Source organism: Martinezella lusitana, assembly GCF_016901135.1.
In the GTDB taxonomy this organism is placed as follows: domain Bacteria; phylum Pseudomonadota; class Alphaproteobacteria; order Rhizobiales; family Rhizobiaceae; genus Rhizobium; species Rhizobium lusitanum_D.
Map to the genome: position 1 here is coordinate 814,930 of NZ_JAFEVL010000048.1, position 18,546 is coordinate 833,475.

Genomic DNA, 18,546 nt, shown 5'->3' on the forward strand with positions numbered 1-18,546 from the left:
GTGCTCCTACGCGGGGTCTCGCGCTGTGAGACCAGCTTCGCCGACTGCATGGGCGACGATGGCCTGTTCGGAAAGTTCATCGCGCCCGAGCTGGGCGGCGATCCGGCCGTTTCGCATCACGACGACACGATCCGACACGCGCATGACCTCTGGCAATTCCGAAGAGACGACGATGATCGCCCTTCCCTCGGAGGCCAGTTGTTCAATGAGATGATAGATCTCCGATTTCGCCCCGACATCGATCCCGCGGGTCGGTTCGTCAAAGAGCAGAACTTCGGATCCGGCAGCCAGCCAGCGGGCAATGATCGCCTTTTGTTGATTGCCGCCCGAAAACAGCTTGATCGGGCGATTGATCTGGAAAGGCCGCAGATTGACCCGCTTGAGCAGGTCGTTGGCGGTTCGCTTCACCTCTCCATGCCGGATGAGTCCGCCGCGGGAGAATTTTCCCAGCGAAGGCAATGCCATGTTGGTCGAGACTGGACGGATCGGGATGATCCCCTCCCGCTTGCGCTCTTCGGGAAGCAGGCCGATTCCGGCGGCGATCGCCGAGCGCGGACTGGTCAGTTTAAGGTCAGTTCCGTCGAGCTTCACGGTCCCGGCGGCGATCGGATCGACACCTGCCAGAAGCCGCAGCAGTTCGGTGCGTCCCGAGCCGACGAGGCCAGCGATACCAAGAACCTCACCGCGCCGCACATCGAAGGATACGTCCTTCACGTGCGTGGCGGCGGAAGAAAGGTCACGGACCTCAAGCCGCACCTGAGCGGCCACATATGACCGATGCTCCTCATGCATGAGCTCGCGGCCGACCATCATTGCGATCACGTCCTTTTCGGGCGTCGTCTTGATATCCACCGCACCGACAACAGCGCCATCGCGCATGACGGTACCGCGGTGGCAGATGCGGAAAACTTCGTCCATCTTGTGCGAGACATAGATGATCGCGACACCCGAAGCGGCAAGCTTCTCGATGATGACTGCGAGGCTATCGAACTCGGCGGGCGTCAGACTCGACGTCGGCTCGTCCATTGCAATGATCTTCGCGTTGAACAGAAGTGCGCGGGCGATCTCGACGATCTGCCGTTGGGCGACCTTGAGATTCCTGATCGGCAGCGATGGATCTATCGACGGATCGATCATCGCAAGCGCCTCTCGGGCGCGCCGCTCCTGTTCGCGTCGGTTGACCAGAACGCCTCCGGCAGTCTTAAGAGGCTGGCCGAGAAACATGTTCTGGGCGACCGTCAGATTGGGCACCTGCTGCAGTTCCTGGTGGATCATGGCGATCCCGGCAGCCCTTGCCGCAACAGGTCGCTTGAACTGCGCCGCTTGACCGTCGACGTAGACTTCGCCGCTAGTCGGACGGAAGACGCCCGACAGAATGCGCAGGAGCGTCGACTTTCCGGCACCGTTCTCGCCGAGCAGGGCGTGTATTTCGCCCGGCATGATCTCGAAGGAAACATCCGAAAGCGCCTTGACGCTCGGAAACTCCTTGCTGATGCCCTCGAACTTCAATCGTGATGTCGATGCCATTTCGGTTCACTCGCTGGTGAGCGAGCCGGCCGGTAGCCGGCTCGTGTTGCGATTACTGCGCTGCAGCCGCGTCCTTCAACAGGACTTCGCGAACCTTGGCTTCGTCGCCCTGATAGTTGGCGAAGTTTTCCTTGGTGATCAGAGCCTGCGGCGTCGCGATAACGCGGGGCAGCTTCTGGCCGCCGACAAGACGGAGTGCCGCTTCCATCGCGACCTCGCCAGTCAGCACAGGGAAGCTGTCAACGGTACCGGTGAGTTCGCCCGCCTTGATGGAGGCATATGCGTCGGAGATGCCGTCGGTTCCGAAGACCGCGACCTTGCCGAGGAGGTTGGCCGACTTGACGGCCTCGACGACGCCGAGCGCCATGCCATCGTTGTTGCAGTAGAAGCCGATCAGATCCGGATGCTGCTGCAGGATGTTCGTGGCGGCGTCGTAGGACTGCTGGCGATCCCAATTGCCCGGAACGCTAGCGACAACCTCAAACTTGCCACTTTGGGAAATCGCCGACTTGAAACCAGCGGTGCGCTGCACCGCGGCATAAACGCCAGCCTGACCCTCAATGATGGCAACCTTGCCGCCCTCCGGGCGGTTCTGGATGAACCACTTGGCAACGCGCACGCCGTTATCCCGCTGGACGTTGCCGACGTAGTGCTCAGCCTGCGGGATGACCGCATCGTTGACGTTGACGACCGGGATGTTCGCGTCCTTGGCCTGCTCCATCACTGGCTGCAGGTTCGCGTCGGTCTGCGGCGACACGAGCAGAACGTTGTAACCCTGCGTGACCATGCCTTCGGCAATCGTCAACTGGCCGAGCTGGTCACCTTCGCTCTGGGCTGCCTGGTAGGCAACCACAATATTGTTCTTGTCGGCGAACTTCTTATAGCCTTCACCGAGCGAACGCCAGTATTCGTTGGTGAGCGTCTTGGATACGCCCCCAGCCTTGGTGCCATCGGGAAGCTTGGGCAGAGCACCGAACTTGGTCTCGAGCTGCGACCAGTCGACACGGTCCTTCTCCGTGTCGGAGTTCAACGGCGCAAGGTCCTGAGCGAAGCTGGCAGTTGCCCAGAGCGTGGCGGCAAGGCCTGCTGCAATTGCTGAAGTAAAGAATCGGTTCATCGGTTCCTCCCGAATGTTTCAAGGTGAGTGGTGGTGATCGGCCATCCGGCCCGGCATTACGACTCAGCCAAGCATCGCTTCCTGGATGATTGCCTGGGCGGAGACTGCATCCTGTCGGTCAATCGCACCGGATAGGCGATTGTCCTGCTCGAGGCGATCCACAACGTTCAGCATGCGCTTGACCGTGTTGATGTTGACCTCGCATTCGTGGACCGGATCGAGGCCGGTCATGTCTGGGAACGTGTCGAAGTAGATCGCGCCGTCGTATCCGTCACGGCGGATCTGGCGCAGAAGCTCGATCGTTTGGATTGAATGGACGGCGCCGACCATCAGACCGTCGTCCCGCTTCGCATAGCCGTCGTTGAGATGGACGCCGAGAAGACGGCTGTGACGCGCGATCATCGAGGCGGCGTATGCGGGCTGCTCGTCTGCATAGAGAACGTGGGCGAAATCGAGCGTCACGCCAAGATTTGGGGCGCCCGCTTCCTTGATGGCGAGAAGCGTGGTCGCACAGTCGGGCATCAGGCTATAGGAACGCGGCTCGTTCGGCTTGTACTCGATGCTGATCAGGCAGTCAGGGTCATGGGCGCAAACTTCACGGATTCCGTCTATTTCGTGTTGCCACATGCGATCGTAGTCGCCCTGGAAGGCATAGTCGAACCCGTCCTGCCCAAGCCAAATCGTCATCAGGTTCGACCCTGCTTCGCGCGCCGCGTCAATGCCAGCCTTGGTCAGATCGATCGCCTCGCGCCGGACCTGCTCGTCCGGATGCGTGAAGGCGCCGAGCTTGAAGGCCGGGTTTGCGTAGTAACGCATAGCGAAGCCGTTGATTGCCAAGCCCATGTCCTGAAGCTTGGCAGCGAGTTCAGAAGGCTTTTCGCCGACATGATCGGGATAGTTCAGGTCGAGATCGGTCAGCCCATCGACCTTTGCAGCGCGCTGAGCCATCTGGAGCATCGAGGGCTTACCCTTTAGCTCCGGCCATTCCGCCTGAGGGTTCGATGCGAACGAGTTGAGACGAGTGGCGAAGCGTAAGCTGGACAATATCATGGCCCCATCTGAAATTCAGTTGGGTCTTTAATTCACAAATTTATTCATTTTTGTAAAGTAAAAAAGTTATTGCGTCGCACAAAGCGCAGCATACCGCTACCTGCTGCCCTTTCCTCGTCGTGCGCTTCACTGAGATTTTTTTTGCCTGTGAAGATTCACCGAGCGTCCGTGTTGCCAGAAATGATGCCACGCCGAATTTCCAGCGCCGTCGAGTCCCAATTGCAGCCCGAAAATCCGGCTTTTCCGGCGCGACTCGAACCCCGGCATCACCGGTTAACAGTCGTTGGAAATCGCGAAATCACCGCCCGACGTCCTTCGCTCGACGAGCCAAGAGACTGATAATAAAAGACATTCGTCGACTCCGGGCGGATTTGCGCAAGAAGGGGCGCGACGTCGGCCGTGCGGAGGCAAAAATGGTGGGCCCGGAGGGACGCTCCAAAATTCAAGAAAAAACCAGTAAAATCAATACATAAGACCCCTGCCTGTGGACGTTTTGTGTAGCAGTCTAGTGCGGCATTTGGCAAGGTCTTTTCGACCTCCCTCGTGATCCTCTCCTGGCATCTCCTGCCCCTGCCAGCCAGCGCCGCCGACATATGCCGGCCAACCGCCCCTGCCATGTATGACGCCTGCACCAAGACTCAGACATGAGCACATGTCTAAGTGTATGTAACGAAAGGATTTTTTCGATCGTGGCGTTGACAGCCCACGCGGCGATCACCATCTTGGGCGAGCCAGAAGGCGCGGCTCGCTACCGTGCTGCCGGGCCGATCACCTGAGGTTCGTGGGTTCCCTTCCCCGTTTCCGCCCTCCGGCTGCTCGGCCCGGCCTGGATCGGAAACAGTGAAGGCAATCTGACATGACTTCGAAGCGCCGCCGCGCCCCAGACTCCGTCGTTATATCGCTCGCCGACGCGCGGAAGAGCAGACGCAGAAAACCTGCCCCTCAGGTCGAAAACGCGTCTTCGCCGAATGAAGCGACAGACGGTAAAAATTCAAGTAATTCCAACGACTTACATAGCGCACCGTCGGGGACATCGGAATTGTCCCCTAAGGCTTCATCGGGGACAACTCGCAAGAGAAAAAACGATAGTAATTTCAACGTCGTAAGCCTGTCCACGTCCCCGATCCACCATTCCGTATCACTGCGTCACACTCACGTCCCCGACGTCACTTCCAAGAAGCTCCCGGAAGTGACCGATCCTCGCATCAGCCGGGAACACCTTCCGGCCTTCATCGAAGGCAAGACGGATGCAGCTCTCCGCAAAATCTTCCCGAAGACCGCTAAGGCTCACAAAACGATCAAAGACCGCACGAAACGGAAAACTTCAAAAACGTTCCTGGCCCCGGCGTTGCAGGACTTCCGGGCCTTTCTTCTAGAGCTAGGTCCTGCCCCCAGCCCTGGACATTCGGTTCACCGTATCGACAACAACAATCCGAACTACGAGCCGGGCAACATCGTGTGGGCGACGCCCAAAAAACAGGCCAATGCACGGTCGTCAAACGCCGTCCTCACATGGCGCGGGGAGACGCGCACGCTCGCAGAATGGGCGGACGCTACCCGCTTGGATTACGAGGCCCTGAAGAAGCGCTGGCAACGTGGCCGCAAGGCCGGTCATTACCTTGACGGCGAGGGCGATGATGAACTTTTTGCCGGCTCCAGCGTCCGCAAATACAAAATCGTGCCCAAGCTCCGGCCTCGACCCGAAGCCCCGGCCGCTGCCGATCCCGATCACCTCGTAACTCCGGCACCGCCTGCACACGGTCCCTACTGCGCAGGCATCCCGATCTTGCCCGAACCACCCATCGGCGCGGACGGCTGGCCGGTAGGCGTCACTTCCTCCATGTGGGAGTCCAGCTACCAGAGATTTGTCGCGCAACGTCAGAAGGTCGACCCTGACGCCCATCATTTCTCCAAAGCTCATTTTTTCGTTTGGATCGCCGGCAGGCGCTTGGACGAGCTTAGCCGATCCATATGGGCGAGGCGGGGTTACATCTTCCACCGCGATGGCATCGACCTCGACCGCCTTGCCGATCTCTGGCGCCAAGCGGCCGACGACCTGGAAGTGCAGGCTTACTTCAAGTTCGGCCCACCTCTTGCCGCCGCGATGCGCGTCTACGCCCAGGAAAACCCGGCAGACGCCCGCAGCAATTTCGCATCTCTGCGCGCACTGCGAAAGTCCAAGCCCTGCAACGACCCCCACCGCGCAGTCGATTATCTGCCATCATACGCCGACGATTAGATGAACCGTTGCGACAAGTTGCAGCAATATCACGTATATTACTGACAAACAAGATAACACCAAATAATATCAAAGTGTATGTCAAGTACATCAGTGAGTTCCATCATATTTATACTTGACTTAACGCTAGAAACACTGATTATTTGACAAAACTATTGGAGATTTTCACGTGAGCAACGTTCAAACCATTGGCGTTTCGTTGACGTTCGATCAGGTTGACGAGATTGACCAGCGCATCGCGCGCATGCGGCTCGACGGTGACAAGACGTGTCCAAGCCGATCGGCCTTTATTCGGCGTGCGGTTGACGCCGCCTTGGCAGCGCCAGCGGCATCCGTGCCGACCGTTCGGCAGCGCCAGCGCCCCACCAAGAACTGAATTTTGCAACGCGTTGCACCAGACGCAAGTTTGCATTAAAAGCAGAAAGGAAAGCCAATGGCCGCACCACTCATCCCGCATACCGCCGCCGCCAAGACGGCCGATGAAACCATCACCCGCGACCAGCGCGACCATGCGCAGCGCGTCGCCCGCGCCAAGGCCGTCGACGCCGAGATGGCACGCATCAATGCCGGAGCCGGCCGCGTTCAAGTCGCGCCGACCGTATCCGGCGGCATAGCGCAGCACCGCACGGTCCCCGCCGCCCCGCCGAAGGTCGAAGCCGTCAAGAAAGCAGAGCCGAAGAATACCCATCCACGTGTAAAGACCCTCAAGACCGCATTGTCGCCCGACGCCACCGACCTGCTCTCGCTCGTGCTTAGGGCCGATGAAGCTTACAAGGGCGCGCGCCTGTTCGATCTGAGTGCGTTCGCCATCGCCCAGGCACTCAACATCCGCGAAAAGGACGCCCTTGAGGCGCGTGCGGAACTGGAGCGTGCCGGCTTGATCGTCTTCAGAGACGATGGCTCCGGAAATAGAGGCTTTATTCCCCGACTGCCCTGACCATTTCCCAATCCCGCCGCTGATGACCGGCGGGTAACGCGGCGACGGCACCGGCCTCCTGAAACCAGCCGTCGCCGCCCCATGACACGGCATTCGGCGGCGCGCGTCTAGCTCGTAACTCCCGGCCCGCCACCGGCAGCCGTCCTTTTCCTCTTCAAGGGTATCGACCATGCAAAATCGCTTGTCTCGCGAAGCTGCCATCAACGCCTTCCTCGCGTCGCTAACGCCCTCCCTTGGCGCGAGCGTCCGCGACATTTTCCGTGATCCGGATTTCGATCTCGCCGCGCTGTGTGACGAGCTGTCGCTGCCTGCAAGGAACGCGATTTGTGCCAAAGCTGACGCTCTGAACGACGCTCTGGACGAGCCCAACGCCTGGCTGCTGATAGACCTAGCCATCGTCGGCGCGAATGCGCTGGCCAAGCAGTACGCTGCCAACATCTCCCGCGCCAGGCCCGCCCGCAATTGAGGATTATCGCCGTGACGAGCCACATGACGCAGGCAGACGCCGACAACGCCCTCGCCGAAATCCTTCGCGAAGCTGTGGCGCCCGACAATGATCGGCTGGCGAACTTAACACTTGGCGATGCTCTCCGCATCCCGGCCGTCGCCAATCTCATCGTGGGACTGGTCAACCCCGACCGCTCCATTTCCGCCGACCCCGACGAGCTTCACGTCGCCGCCGACGTCGCCGCCGATCGCGCCCTCGCTATCGCAACACGGCTCGCTCACGAGGTGTCCATGCGCCGCGCCTCCAACATCGTTCGCCTGGGGGATGCGCAAACCTTGGACGCCGACGCCGCGCAACTCCTCGCCGATCTTGCTGGCATCGGTGCCCTCGTTGTTGCTGAGTTCATTATTGAGCGCCGCCAACGACGATAGCGCCGGCCAAGCGAGACCGCCCCGGCACAGGCCAAAAGCCTAGTCTATTTTCGATATACCCAAATCCAAGACGCGACCGGCGCGTCTCGTACGACCATCGCCAAAATCGCGAAGATTACAAGGCCGGCGGCTTAACAGCCATCCGTTGCAGCGTCCCGCCTGGGCGACAGCAACCTCCCACTCGACGCCCATATCTACAATCTACGATAGTATAATGAGCGAGAATAAACCTATGTTTGGTGAAAGTTGCGCAAAGTTGCAGGGGTACGGCAATATTTCCCGCCCGCATCGAAATCGCGTCACTCCGTTTGGAGAATTAGAGGCCGTGTCAGCACGTGGCACCTTGATGGGGAACAGGGGAGACTTGCACAGCGCCGACGGCAGCATCGGCCGGACTTGGAAGCTGAAACGCTGGATCAGTCGCACCCTGCACTCACCCATCGGCTATCGCGTAGCCTTCGACACACCGGGACGCTATACGCCACTCTTCTTTGCGGATGAGGTCACCGCTCTGGCCGCCGGCCATAACCGAAAGGCCGAAGCGCGCATAACGAACCCACAGCACGGCCAGAGAGCCACCTGATCCATCTCGCTCGAACCAAAACGAAGTACTCTGTAGTCCTATTGCTATCGAAGACTTTTCGTGGTGATGGCACATGAAGGAGGGCTTCGATATGGCTAAACTTCGTGATTTGATTAAGTCGTTGATCGATGAATTAGAGAAAATGCAAACGCCTAACGCTTCCCCCGAGAAAATAGGTGGGAAAAAAGTTATGTCGGGCTTCATTTCGGCGGGTGACGGTATCTACCTAGTGCTGTCGCAGAAGATGGAAGGACTCATTGCAGAGATCGCGCGTGTACTGAAGCAAAATGACCCGCCTTTGGCTCTGTCGCATACCGACGACGAGTGGAGGCAAATGGTGCGCACGTCATTCGGTCCAGCTCTCACGGGGATCGACTTAGCGGATGATCCCGACAAGAGCGCTGACATCGTTTTATCAGAAGTTCGAAATAGCCTTAGCGACTATCAAACTGACGGAATTCAAGAATACGCATTTGGCTGCACATTTTTTCGCAAGGACGTTGCCCCGTTTGCCGTAGGGCCTGTGCGTATCGAACCCCGCTTCGAATGGCTTGAACGGAAAGTGGAGGACGGCAGTGTGTCGCTGGTCACGGGGCGGCGGGTAAGAAAAAAATGGCTGGGGCACCAGCTTCGCAGACGAAAATCCGTCATTGGTGGAATGCGCGAGACCGACATTCTAGACGCCATCGGCGGCTGCAAATTTGTGTGTTCAGTTACGACCAATGGCCTAGCCTCCCAGGCAGGCAAACTCAAAGCGCAAACTGCCGCGCGATTAGCCTTAACGTTCATCGCTCTTTGGTGGCAAATGCCATCTACTGCTCTGGACGGGTTCAACTTGCTTATCGATCGCAGTGTCAGAACACAGCGATCGCTATTATTTGTTCCTGGCAAAATCAGATTGGCGGGCGGCACCATGATAGGTAGACCGCATGGCCCGCCAATTACAGACGAAGAGTGGAAGGTAATTCTGACAGAACATCACCGAGAGTTCGAAGTGATGGGTGAGCTCATCGAGTTCTATATCAGTCCAACCGGCAAAGTCGGTCGCCCTAAACTTATGAATGCACTTGCTCAAGCATTGCTTTGGTTCCACGAAGGCTGCCGGGAGCAGGTTGATCTCATGGCTATCGTCAATTTTGCCGCCACCCTCGACGCGCTTGCCTCTGGAAGAGAGTCAGGAGGTATCCTGAAATTGATAAAGGCCCGCTTAGGGGTTAACCCAGATGACAAGTTCAGGTCGAACGGTCAGACGATGAAGCAAGCTGTGGAAGAGGTTTATGGGAAGGGGCGCAGCCGCACCGTTCACGGCACAAATGAGCAATTTGGACATGACTGGACATCCACGCGCCAACTCGCCGAGGTTTTGGCGCGGTACTGTTTGCTTAGTTGCCTGACGTGGGCCGGTTCGAACGCGAATGACGATCCGAAGCTGCTCATGCAGTGAAATTGCTGAATAGTTTGAGGCGATGCTGAGAATGGCGAGAGGTGGGCGCTCGGCTTATCGCCACTTTATCGCGCACAGTACCGCAATTGCACGGTTAGTCATTGACCTGTGCTCGATCTCTATATGCCAATGATCATAGGCCAGATAGGAGCGCATCTCAGTGCAACGCGTTGCAATAAGCTATTGATTTTATTGACAAACACTTGCGCATGTCGCACATTAATGTTCTGAATTCTTGAGAATTTAGAACAACAGGGGCAAGGCATGGGGAAAATTTCAGACAAAATGAAGGCCGTTGCGTACCTTCGAACGTCGTCGGCTACGAACGTCGGCGCAGACAAGGATAGTGACAGACGGCAACGCGAGGCTATCAACTCATTCGCCAAGCGGGCAGGCATTGCCATCGTTGACGAATATTACGATGCTGCCGTTTCCGGCGGGGACGCTATCGAAAGCCGTCCCGGCTTTGCCGCCCTTCTGGATCGCATCGAAAGCAATGGCGTGCGCACCGTGATCGTGGAAGACGCCACGCGCTTCGCCCGTGAGCTTCTGACCCAAGAACTTGGCATCCTCGCCTTGATTGGTCGCGGCGTCACCGTTCTAACCGCAACCGGCGAAGACCTCACCAATACTGATGATCCCATGAAAGTTGCCATGCGTCAGATCGCAGGCGCGTTCGCGCGGTTGGAAAAGGCCCGCCTTGTCACGAAGCTGAAGAAGGCTCGCGACAACAAGCGCAAGAGCGGCTTGAAAGTTGAAGGCCGCAAATCACACGCAGAACTGAAGCCCGATGTCATCGAAGTAGCGCGCCGTCTGCATCGAAAGGACCGAAAAGGCGAACGTCGATCTTATCGCGAAATAGCAGCAGAGTTAGCGCAGCGCGGTCATCTCAGCGCCAAAGGCACTCCATTCTCGCCATCTGTCATCAAGACGATGATCGGCCGATGACCATGCTCCACGCCATAAGCCCAAGTCCGTCCACCATGCAATCTAAACGGGCACAACAACTGAGACATCACCAAGAACTGGTGAATTTTGCGGATATTGCCGGGATACGGTAATATTTCCCGCCCTCGACGAAATCGCGTCAATCCGGTTGGAGAATTAGAGGCAGAATAAGCGTGGAACCGTCATGGAAAAAATGCTGTGCATTTGAAGTTGACGACCCTGTGATCTGGTGCGAGAAAACTAATGCAAAAAAGAAAAGGCCGCGCTGGCACGCGGCCCTTTTCCCGACGAGTCAATCGTCTATTTGTAGTTTATCAGACTTAATGGGGGCCATCTTTCCAGAAATGGGCTAAGATGGCCCACCTGATAAAATGAGCTACTAGACTACCAACCAAGTCTGCCAGTAGTTCATCGAATTCCATGCATTAATCTCCTTGAGTTACGATTTGTCACTTACGGATCCCTTTCCGACCCGCCATATTAACGTGCGGCACGAGTCGCTTCGAAGCAACTAGGTGACCCGAACAATAATTCGTACGTTTGATGGTAGATTGCATCAACATTCTTGCGCTTGGCATCGAGTTAACAAACCGCAACCCTAAAGTTGTATTGGCTCACAAACCACTTTTCCTGTCGGATCATCCTTGAGGTGGTTCGTTGCAAGGTTAGTTTCTCCCCGTTCCGCCTATTGACCTTCTCGGCCTTCGCTCTGATACTTTAGCCATTAGCAATATAAGGCCGCCGGCCGTAGGCGAAGATCACCCCGACCGAGATCTGGAATGCCAAGCGGCATTGAGCCATGCCTTTGCCGAGTTGGCCGATCGAGCCGCCGCAGCTGGATTGTCTGATGGAGAAGTAGCGGCCTGCCTCGCCGCCCTTGCTGACAACCGTATGCTCTGCCTCCTGCAAATCGAAAGCCTTGAGGTTCTTCTGGCCGACGTGAAGCAGCTGGGATGGACACTAAGATGCTCTCGCTCTTCAATTGAGCTTGGCGTCTGGACGCTCTGTTAGTTCGGGAGCTCTTTGTGCCGGTCTAGCGCTTCCAGGATGGGAATAAGAGTTTCCACCCAGTGCCACTCCATATTTTGCAGCGCCATGCCAGACCGCTCAACGACCTCGTACGACTTGGCGTCGAGGATCGCGAAGGTGCCGTCTTCATCTTGGTGGAGGACGTATTTTTCCCGCATAGCCCGATGATAGCGAACGCTCGCGTGGATTGAAAATGGCGGCAGGATTTCTCTGTAAACCCTTAGGCGAATTCTCTCCATCGACATTCGCGCAAAACTTTCTATTGTGAACGCGGTAACGGCTTGTTAACTTGCGTATGTTGACTTATATGGCAACAATAGAGGCATTAGAGGAGACGCGGGCTCTAATTCGTGTAAATCCTCATTTGAACGGAGCACCGAAATTTCGTCAGCTTTTCGTTTTCCCAGAGGTAAAAGCGTGGCTCGATGAAGTACTTCCGACGCTCAAAGCTTTGGATCCAGACGATGAAGGGCCGAGGAGTCAGGTTTGGTCACTATTTCGATCCTTTCTTTTGGGGCACGAGCTGGATGATGAGTACGATTTTCGTTTAATGCATCCACAAAACCACGATATCTACGAGCTTAAGTGCCCGGACGTGCGGTTCTATGGGTGGTTTGTCGACAAAGGGATATTCATCGCCGCTAGAGTAGACAGTATGGAACGAGTGCATACATTTGACCTGGATGGAGGATATCGAGGCGAAGCAGAAAGAGCGCGCGATTTAATTGACCTTGATCCACCAAAGTACGTGGCAGGAGCGAGTAAAGAATATGTCTTTTCAATTTGATCTCGATCCCCGTGAGGAAGCTAGCATAAGCCTTATTGCCGATGTGGCGGCAAATTTGCGGAATGCTGTTAACACCTACCGCGAGAGAACTGGTGTTAACCAATCGGATATCGCGGCCAAACTTGATGTCGACCGCGCACTCCTTACCAAATGTCTGAGCGGATTTCGAAATATAACGCTTCGTACGCTCTCCGATATCGCTTGGGCGATCGGCAGCAAGGTTGAGATTAATATAGTAATGCCTGCTGTCGTCCAGACGGCACAGGTTTTCAATATCGATGATTTTACCGGAACCGCGAACTCGTTCTTCGTTGCGGAACAGTCGTCGAGTCATCACCTCGAACAGACTTCAGCCATCCAAGAACAGAATGTGCTTGAACATGCGAGCTAGCGTAGTTTTCTGCGATGACATCCGCACCGAAAAAAACGGGAAGCAAATTTTTATAGGTGTCTATCCTAACGGATTAGCATATCCGGGCAGCTTCCCCGCTATAATTCATTTAATGGTTTGGGTACAGATTGTGGGACTTGAACGTGGAAAACACGACTTTACGTTCACGCTACGTCCAAAGTACGGGACGGAATTGAAAACTAGTGGCGACGTAACCATAGGCGCCGAGTGGCTGCCCTTGGCACTGAGTCTTGGACCATTTCAAATTGCTGTAGAAAAGCCCGGCGACATGGAAGCATTTATATCAATAGGAAATGGTGCTCCTATTTTTGCTGGGGCAATAAATGTTGCCCCCCCAATTCAGCCTTAAAGGGCGTCGCGGAATGGCTCTAATCTCTGCGTCGCTCCGAAGAGGCAGAGCCTTCCGTCTGTCCGATATAAGCGCGGTCCACCCTTTGAACTTCAAAACTACCAACATTTCCGAGTCGGGCTGCAGGAAACTTGACCTACGGGCAGGTTAAACGCCTTCGCCATCCACATACAGTCCTGAACCAGGTTTGCGGGCTTTAAGGTGTATGTAAGCAGCCGATCATACAACTAGGTTGTGCGAACACGCGCGTCCCCCAAATCCGAGGTTTGCACAGGGAGGTCCTGTTAACGGGCCCCTTGAAGCTCTGCCTCACTCCCCCGAGGCAGAGCTTTTCTTATGAGATTTCTGCTCGGTCAACGTGCTTGACTCTTTCTTAAAATGAGAACATTTATAGAACAAACGAGACCGACCACGGTCTAGGTTTACCGACAATTTGACAAAGAGGACCGCCGTCGATCGGCGGAACGGAGACGTGCGCCATGCAAACGGCCGAGTACACAATCACGCCCCACGATGCAGAGGTCTTCCGGGATCTCGTTATCTTCCTTGGCGAGGATGTCTTTGACCAGCGGCAGACAAACGGTGCTATCGCCAAATCGGATGCTTTTCAGCGGCGCATCAGCAATGCCAGAAGCGTGCTCAAGGGGATCGGCGCCTACGAGGGAGTGAACCTGAAGGAGAACCACAATGGATGACTTGATCTATTTGGAAGACGATGCTGACCCGTACGGCGACGAGCCGAAGCCGAAGGCAGACGTTATGACCATCACCGACACCGATGCCGTGGCCCTCCATGAATTCGTGTGCCATGTGAACATTCGCTGTTACGACGAACGGTCGCCGGCTTGTTCAGATCAGGATTATTCGCAAGCCGATATGGAAAGACATAAAACTCTAGGAGCCTCCGATGCCTAAGCGTCGCTGGGAGCAAACCCGAAAGTGGGCAAATCTCCATCTACCGCATCAGGTTATCGTCCGAACAGAGGACTTCACGTTCCGCCAGGCGGGGCCGCTGAATGCATTAGCAGACGAAATAGCAGCACATCTTCGCACCTACCATGGACGCTGTTGGGACGAGAGCTTTCAGGTGTTTTGCTTCTCCGAGAAAGTACAGGCGGAGGTTTTTCAGGCACGCACCAGGGGAGTAATGGTGCAGCCGGAGGAGTTTACAAGGCGCGGCGAATGGACACCAGCGGAGAGGAAGATGTAAGGCGACCTTCACGGCTCGTCTCGGCGATCTGCCAGATCGAACGTTCGTGACGCTGCCGGGCGCGCCCAGAGCTGCGCTGTTGTGGCAGGACGGCAGGCTTTGCCCTTGGTCGCATGCCGGCTATGGTGAGGCCGCTGAGTGTGCTGACGACAACCTCGTGACCGTCCTGACCCCTGCACCGATAGTGGACATCATGCGAGCACTTGCCACCGATCGCGCCGACTCCTTTCGTACACCAGCAGACCCCAAGACTCCGATACGTCCATCCATATAAGTGTTTGACAACAAAAGATTTTTTGCAACTGGTTGCACCAAAAGAGCGGCCGACTGCATATCCGAAACCTGCAGCCTCATCAATTCGCCGAAGCTCGCCACGCAAAGCCCCTTAAGACTGTTTCCGGCCGCTCCTCAAAATCGGGGGCGGCGTCGCCCCTTCAGCAGGGATTTCGAAGAGATCGGCGACATTTATCGCGAGCGCATCAGCTAGCTTGTCCAATACGTCGACACCAGCACCAACTGCTTGGCGCTCCATCTTGGCAAGATAGGCTCGATCAACGCCAGCATCAGCGGCGAGCTTCTCTTGCGAAAGCCCCTTCTCGACTCTAATCCGCCGGAGGTTCCAGGCAACGATGGCACGTGCGTTCATGCGCGCAATCAAAAGGTCTGGAGGCAATAAACCCACTGGCGATCGCCACAGGATTGCGATATTTCCCTTACGTGGGGGCACGCATATGAATTCCGAGGCCCCAGGGGGCCTAGATCATGAAATCACAGATTGCCGTGGTTATCAGCCTGGCTGCGCTAGCCGGCTGCACCACCTCTTCCGCGTCGCAGAACACGGGAAAATCAGCTCAGAGCCTGCCGGCCAACTATCGTGCGCAGATCATTGAGCGCCTGCGCACCAAATTGAATGACCCATTTTCGATCAAGGAAGCCGAGATCATAGCGCCGACCCCTATTTCAGCAGGTTTTGAGAAGCTCCCCGGCGCATGCGTACGCTTCTTCGCCAAGAACCAATACGGCGCGTATATGGGCCAAGACATCTACCGGACGGCGTTCAAAAACGGTGTGATGGTTCCATCCGGCACTGTGGTCCAGGGCATGTGTGAGGGCACTTGGCAGCCCTTCTCCGAGCTGAACGGTAAGGAATGACTGCATTCAACACGACAAGCATACGAGCTCTTACAGAGGTGAAATATGGCATTCGCGTTAGCCACGGTCGGGATGATTTACTGCATTGGGATGGTGGTTCTGTTGCCATTTAAGCGCACCAGAAAATTCGCCTTCCGAACCGGCTTGCTTGCCGCAATCGTTACAATTCCCGCAATGATCATTGGAGGTGTTCAGCTAAACGAGGATGCGCAGAAAGCTGGCTTTAGGAACTTAGAAGACAAAGCCAACGCCGAAAAAGCCGGCATCGCGGACGCAAAAATATGGAACGAACGACGGGTTGATTTTTTGTCTAAGTGGTCGGCAGAAGAGCGGCAGAAAGAAGCCGACGCAAAGCGAACGCAGGCCGATCAACAGCGTAACTCAGATGCCGCCTGCAAGGCTGACTTTAACTGCTGGACCAACAAATTCCAGCATGCCGCGACGAATGCTTGCTCCCCGCGAATTGAACGTCTTGCAAAGAATAATTTCGAGTGGACCGACAGCTTCACCTCTCCCAAATTTCCGAGGGCGGTCATCGCTCCTAACGGTGAGATGATTACTTACGCTGGCGACAAGATGAAAATGCAAAACGCCTTCACAGCCTGGACGATCGTAACCTATGAGTGCGATTTTGACACCCAGTCGGGAATTGCCGTAGCGGTGCGTGCAAATCCTGGACAACTATCGAATTGATGTCGCCGTCAGATCAAATGTTGGTAGGCGTCACGGCTTTCTTGGTCACCCACACATGTCACCTACTTTGGGCGCATTTTCTCAACTCGATTTATATTTCCTGGCGCCCAAGAGGATTTTCGAGAGAGATACTTGAGACGTCACAGCTTGTAGCCGCCACAACCGGTACTTGACGAAAAGCTCGCAAATGTGCTGCCGTGACATTGGGCGCCTGCCCGTTCGGGATTGGGGATCACTAATGCGGAAAATATTAAGTGCGGTGATCGTCGCAACTTCTCTTGCGTCGTGCGTTTCTTCGTCTGGCGAAGATGTTCCAACCCCGAGCGGACAAATGATGCACCAAGCAAAGTGCAACGGATCACCGAACGGCTGCTTGAAAACCGCTGCACAGGCTTGTCATGGTCCTTACCAAGTTCTTGATAGTTCCAGCAACGCTGGGGGTCTGGTTGCCGATATCATCCCCGGCCCGGTCACGTGGTACCGAATGAGCTACCAATGCGGAAAATCCGATGGGCGTATGCCATCCTTCCCATTCAGAGGACAAGAATACACACGTCCACGCCCGCCGTGCCGGCAATGAGAACAACGAATTGCAACAGATTTGGCAATAATGTCACTTGCACGACCTTTTAGACTTTGCGATCGCATTCGCTCCCTAGCATCGCAGCAGACAATCGGATAGCGCGCTAGGGGGCGCTGAAGACCTCGTCTCGGGTGCAGTAGGCCGCCACTTTTCGCGCACGAACTAACAGCTGTCACTCGTAGGACATGGATTTGGAGGGGGATTTGGTAATCTACGAAAGTAAGTTCATTGGCGATTTCAAGCTTGGCGACAACATAGTCTTCAATTTGCGCGTTCTAAAAACTCTCTACGCCTTTCGAGCGCAAGGAAACCCCGCTCAAAAGCGTTACCTCCAGAAACCAATAACGCTCCTGAACATTTCGATTATTGAGGCCACACTTTACGATTTCCATCTGCGGATTAAGTCGTTCACACGTGAAGGCGTCGGGCTTCCACAAAAAATGCTCGACGCGATCCGGGGAAAGCAGATTGACGAATTTGAAAAATACATCGCCAGCGCAAAGAAGAATGACTTTTTCGAACTGAAGGACACGGATTTCTATGACAAGCTGGACGAACTTCGCAAACTGCGAAACCGCGTCCACATTCAAAACACGAAAAATCATTTCGAAAGAGATGACAGCCAAGCGTTCAGCGAAGCGCGGATGGTCCTTTCGGAACAAGCTCTTGAACAAGTGATTAAGACGTTGGCGGAAAAGCACCCTCGCGATCATAAATACGTTCAGAAATTTGAGCTGCCATGGGACAGCCATTTGGCATGACGTTCGATTTCGAGAAAGCTACTGCGGAGCTGGACGTTCTTCGCGGGTTCATTGATTTCGTCAACAATCAGGTGGGCGTCTATATGGATTGCCTGTCGGGGTTTGAGGGTAATCAAGTCCGCATTCATAGGCAGGTTGCACGGGTGCAACGCCGAACAGGTCAGCGGATCGAAAACGGCCAACCTGTGATGATGTACGCCAGCATCGAAGACCCCACGATGCCTGATGTCATTCACCATAGAATTATCCGGGCCAACGACTTTATCTCGGTCAATGCCGAACGGGGTTTCAACGAGCAGCAAATCTGTTGGTCAATTATCGCATTCATGTTCGCGTTCTGGGATGAACAGGTTCGGCCCCAAATTGCCCGAATTAGAGGTGTCGAGCCGGGAAAGGTGGCGGTTGATGCATTGGGTGATCTGCGACTTATCCGGAATAGCATCATCCATAACAAGGGTATTATCTCCGCCCCTGACCACGAAAAACTAAAGAAAATGAAGGAATTGGTGATTGCCGGGGAACGAGTGTCATTGTCTCATGATCAGATGCACAAGCTGTTTGTTCTAATAAAGCAGGCCATCGGGGCGATAATTCTGGAATACACGGGCCATCTTCCGGGCGCACCCAATCCATCGGAAATCGTCGGGGTGGCAATCCAAAGCGGTGGACCTTCTCGAAAGGCATAGTGCGTGCAATTAATGCACAAGGTCAGGTGTAGCGTGAGCGTCCGGTGAGCCGGTTTTGGTTAGGTGCGGAATTAGCTCAAGTTACGACACAGATGATTCATTTGTGACGTAACAGGGTATGAATGGCCAAGGTTGAGATCCTGACGGGTGCCGAGCGACA

The 18,546-nt window shown here is 55.5% G+C and carries 21 protein-coding genes; 16 read left to right on the forward strand and 5 right to left on the reverse strand.

What is annotated here, in order from left to right; translation table 11 throughout:
- Positions 1-6: 6 nt before the first annotated feature.
- The 3 genes from JTP94_RS24735 to JTP94_RS24745 form a co-directional block, all read right to left on the reverse strand.
- Positions 7-1,527, reverse strand: a complete 1,521-nt coding sequence (locus JTP94_RS24735) for a sugar ABC transporter ATP-binding protein (protein ID WP_204853044.1) — start codon at positions 1,525-1,527, stop codon at positions 7-9.
- A gap of 52 nt (positions 1,528-1,579) precedes the next feature.
- Positions 1,580-2,644 (reverse strand): substrate-binding domain-containing protein, encoded by a 1,065-nt coding sequence (locus JTP94_RS24740; protein WP_204853045.1) that lies wholly within the window; start codon positions 2,642-2,644, stop codon positions 1,580-1,582.
- Between the two features lie 63 nt (positions 2,645-2,707).
- Positions 2,708-3,694 carry a TIM barrel protein gene (locus JTP94_RS24745; RefSeq protein ID WP_204853046.1) on the reverse strand — a complete coding sequence of 329 codons (987 nt, stop codon included), beginning with the start codon at positions 3,692-3,694 and terminating at the stop codon, positions 2,708-2,710.
- Between the two features lie 1,189 nt (positions 3,695-4,883).
- Here JTP94_RS24745 and JTP94_RS24750 point away from each other — a divergent pair.
- The 8 genes from JTP94_RS24750 to JTP94_RS24785 all read left to right on the forward strand — a co-directional run bounded on the left by JTP94_RS24750 (position 4,884) and on the right by JTP94_RS24785 (position 10,724).
- Positions 4,884-5,933 (forward strand): hypothetical protein, encoded by a 1,050-nt coding sequence (locus JTP94_RS24750; RefSeq protein ID WP_204853047.1) that lies wholly within the window; start codon positions 4,884-4,886, stop codon positions 5,931-5,933.
- Between the two features lie 169 nt (positions 5,934-6,102).
- Positions 6,103-6,309 (forward strand): hypothetical protein, encoded by a 207-nt coding sequence (locus JTP94_RS24755; RefSeq protein ID WP_204853048.1) that lies wholly within the window; start codon positions 6,103-6,105, stop codon positions 6,307-6,309.
- A gap of 57 nt (positions 6,310-6,366) precedes the next feature.
- The gene (locus tag JTP94_RS24760; protein ID WP_204853049.1) at positions 6,367-6,870 is read left to right on the forward strand and encodes a hypothetical protein; all 504 of its coding nucleotides are present in this window, start codon (positions 6,367-6,369) and stop codon (positions 6,868-6,870) included.
- 169 nt (positions 6,871-7,039) lie between these two features.
- Positions 7,040-7,336 carry a hypothetical protein gene (locus tag JTP94_RS24765; RefSeq protein WP_204853050.1) on the forward strand — a complete coding sequence of 99 codons (297 nt, stop codon included), beginning with the start codon at positions 7,040-7,042 and terminating at the stop codon, positions 7,334-7,336.
- 23 nt (positions 7,337-7,359) lie between these two features.
- Positions 7,360-7,749 carry a hypothetical protein gene (locus JTP94_RS24770; protein WP_204853051.1) on the forward strand — a complete coding sequence of 130 codons (390 nt, stop codon included), beginning with the start codon at positions 7,360-7,362 and terminating at the stop codon, positions 7,747-7,749.
- Positions 7,750-8,074: 325 nt separating this feature from the next.
- On the forward strand, positions 8,075-8,332 hold the full coding sequence (locus JTP94_RS24775) for a hypothetical protein (RefSeq protein ID WP_204853052.1): 258 nt from the start codon (positions 8,075-8,077) through the stop codon (positions 8,330-8,332).
- A gap of 91 nt (positions 8,333-8,423) precedes the next feature.
- Positions 8,424-9,776: a hypothetical protein gene (locus JTP94_RS24780; RefSeq protein WP_204853053.1), complete on the forward strand. Its 1,353-nt coding sequence runs from the start codon at positions 8,424-8,426 to the stop codon at positions 9,774-9,776.
- 285 nt (positions 9,777-10,061) lie between these two features.
- Positions 10,062-10,724: a recombinase family protein gene (locus tag JTP94_RS24785; protein ID WP_246755238.1), complete on the forward strand. Its 663-nt coding sequence runs from the start codon at positions 10,062-10,064 to the stop codon at positions 10,722-10,724.
- A gap of 1,007 nt (positions 10,725-11,731) precedes the next feature.
- On the opposite strand, the gene JTP94_RS24790 is transcribed toward JTP94_RS24785, so the two are convergent.
- Positions 11,732-11,998, reverse strand: coding sequence for a hypothetical protein (locus JTP94_RS24790; RefSeq protein WP_246755240.1), 267 nt, complete (start codon positions 11,996-11,998; stop codon positions 11,732-11,734).
- A 44-nt stretch (positions 11,999-12,042) separates the two neighbouring features.
- Between JTP94_RS24790 and JTP94_RS24795 the strand changes: the two genes are divergently transcribed.
- From JTP94_RS24795 to JTP94_RS24810, 4 genes are all read left to right on the forward strand, one after another.
- Complete coding sequence (locus tag JTP94_RS24795) at positions 12,043-12,540, forward strand: hypothetical protein (RefSeq protein ID WP_204853055.1); 498 nt, start codon at positions 12,043-12,045, stop codon at positions 12,538-12,540.
- Positions 12,524-12,931 carry a helix-turn-helix transcriptional regulator gene (locus JTP94_RS24800; RefSeq protein ID WP_204853056.1) on the forward strand — a complete coding sequence of 136 codons (408 nt, stop codon included), beginning with the start codon at positions 12,524-12,526 and terminating at the stop codon, positions 12,929-12,931. The genes JTP94_RS24795 and JTP94_RS24800 overlap by 17 nt, the downstream gene beginning before the upstream one ends.
- A gap of 849 nt (positions 12,932-13,780) precedes the next feature.
- Positions 13,781-13,996 (forward strand): hypothetical protein, encoded by a 216-nt coding sequence (locus JTP94_RS24805; protein WP_204853057.1) that lies wholly within the window; start codon positions 13,781-13,783, stop codon positions 13,994-13,996.
- Entirely contained in the window at positions 13,989-14,216 is a 228-nt protein-coding gene (locus JTP94_RS24810; protein ID WP_204853058.1) for a hypothetical protein, read from the forward strand. The genes JTP94_RS24805 and JTP94_RS24810 overlap by 8 nt, the downstream gene beginning before the upstream one ends.
- Before the next feature lie 680 nt (positions 14,217-14,896).
- Here the strand turns inward: JTP94_RS24810 and JTP94_RS24815 are convergent.
- Positions 14,897-15,193 (reverse strand): helix-turn-helix transcriptional regulator, encoded by a 297-nt coding sequence (locus JTP94_RS24815; RefSeq protein ID WP_312038186.1) that lies wholly within the window; start codon positions 15,191-15,193, stop codon positions 14,897-14,899.
- A gap of 80 nt (positions 15,194-15,273) precedes the next feature.
- On the opposite strand from JTP94_RS24815, the gene JTP94_RS24820 reads away from it, so the two are divergent.
- From JTP94_RS24820 to JTP94_RS24835, 4 genes are all read left to right on the forward strand, one after another.
- The gene (locus JTP94_RS24820) at positions 15,274-15,663 is read left to right on the forward strand and encodes a hypothetical protein (protein ID WP_204853059.1); all 390 of its coding nucleotides are present in this window, start codon (positions 15,274-15,276) and stop codon (positions 15,661-15,663) included.
- A gap of 45 nt (positions 15,664-15,708) precedes the next feature.
- Positions 15,709-16,356 (forward strand): hypothetical protein, encoded by a 648-nt coding sequence (locus JTP94_RS24825; RefSeq protein WP_204853060.1) that lies wholly within the window; start codon positions 15,709-15,711, stop codon positions 16,354-16,356.
- Positions 16,357-17,142: 786 nt separating this feature from the next.
- Positions 17,143-17,700: a hypothetical protein gene (locus JTP94_RS24830; protein ID WP_204853061.1), complete on the forward strand. Its 558-nt coding sequence runs from the start codon at positions 17,143-17,145 to the stop codon at positions 17,698-17,700.
- On the forward strand, positions 17,697-18,386 hold the full coding sequence (locus JTP94_RS24835) for a hypothetical protein (RefSeq protein ID WP_204853062.1): 690 nt from the start codon (positions 17,697-17,699) through the stop codon (positions 18,384-18,386). Before JTP94_RS24830 ends, JTP94_RS24835 begins: the two co-directional genes overlap by 4 nt.
- The last annotated feature ends 160 nt before the right edge of the window (positions 18,387-18,546 follow it).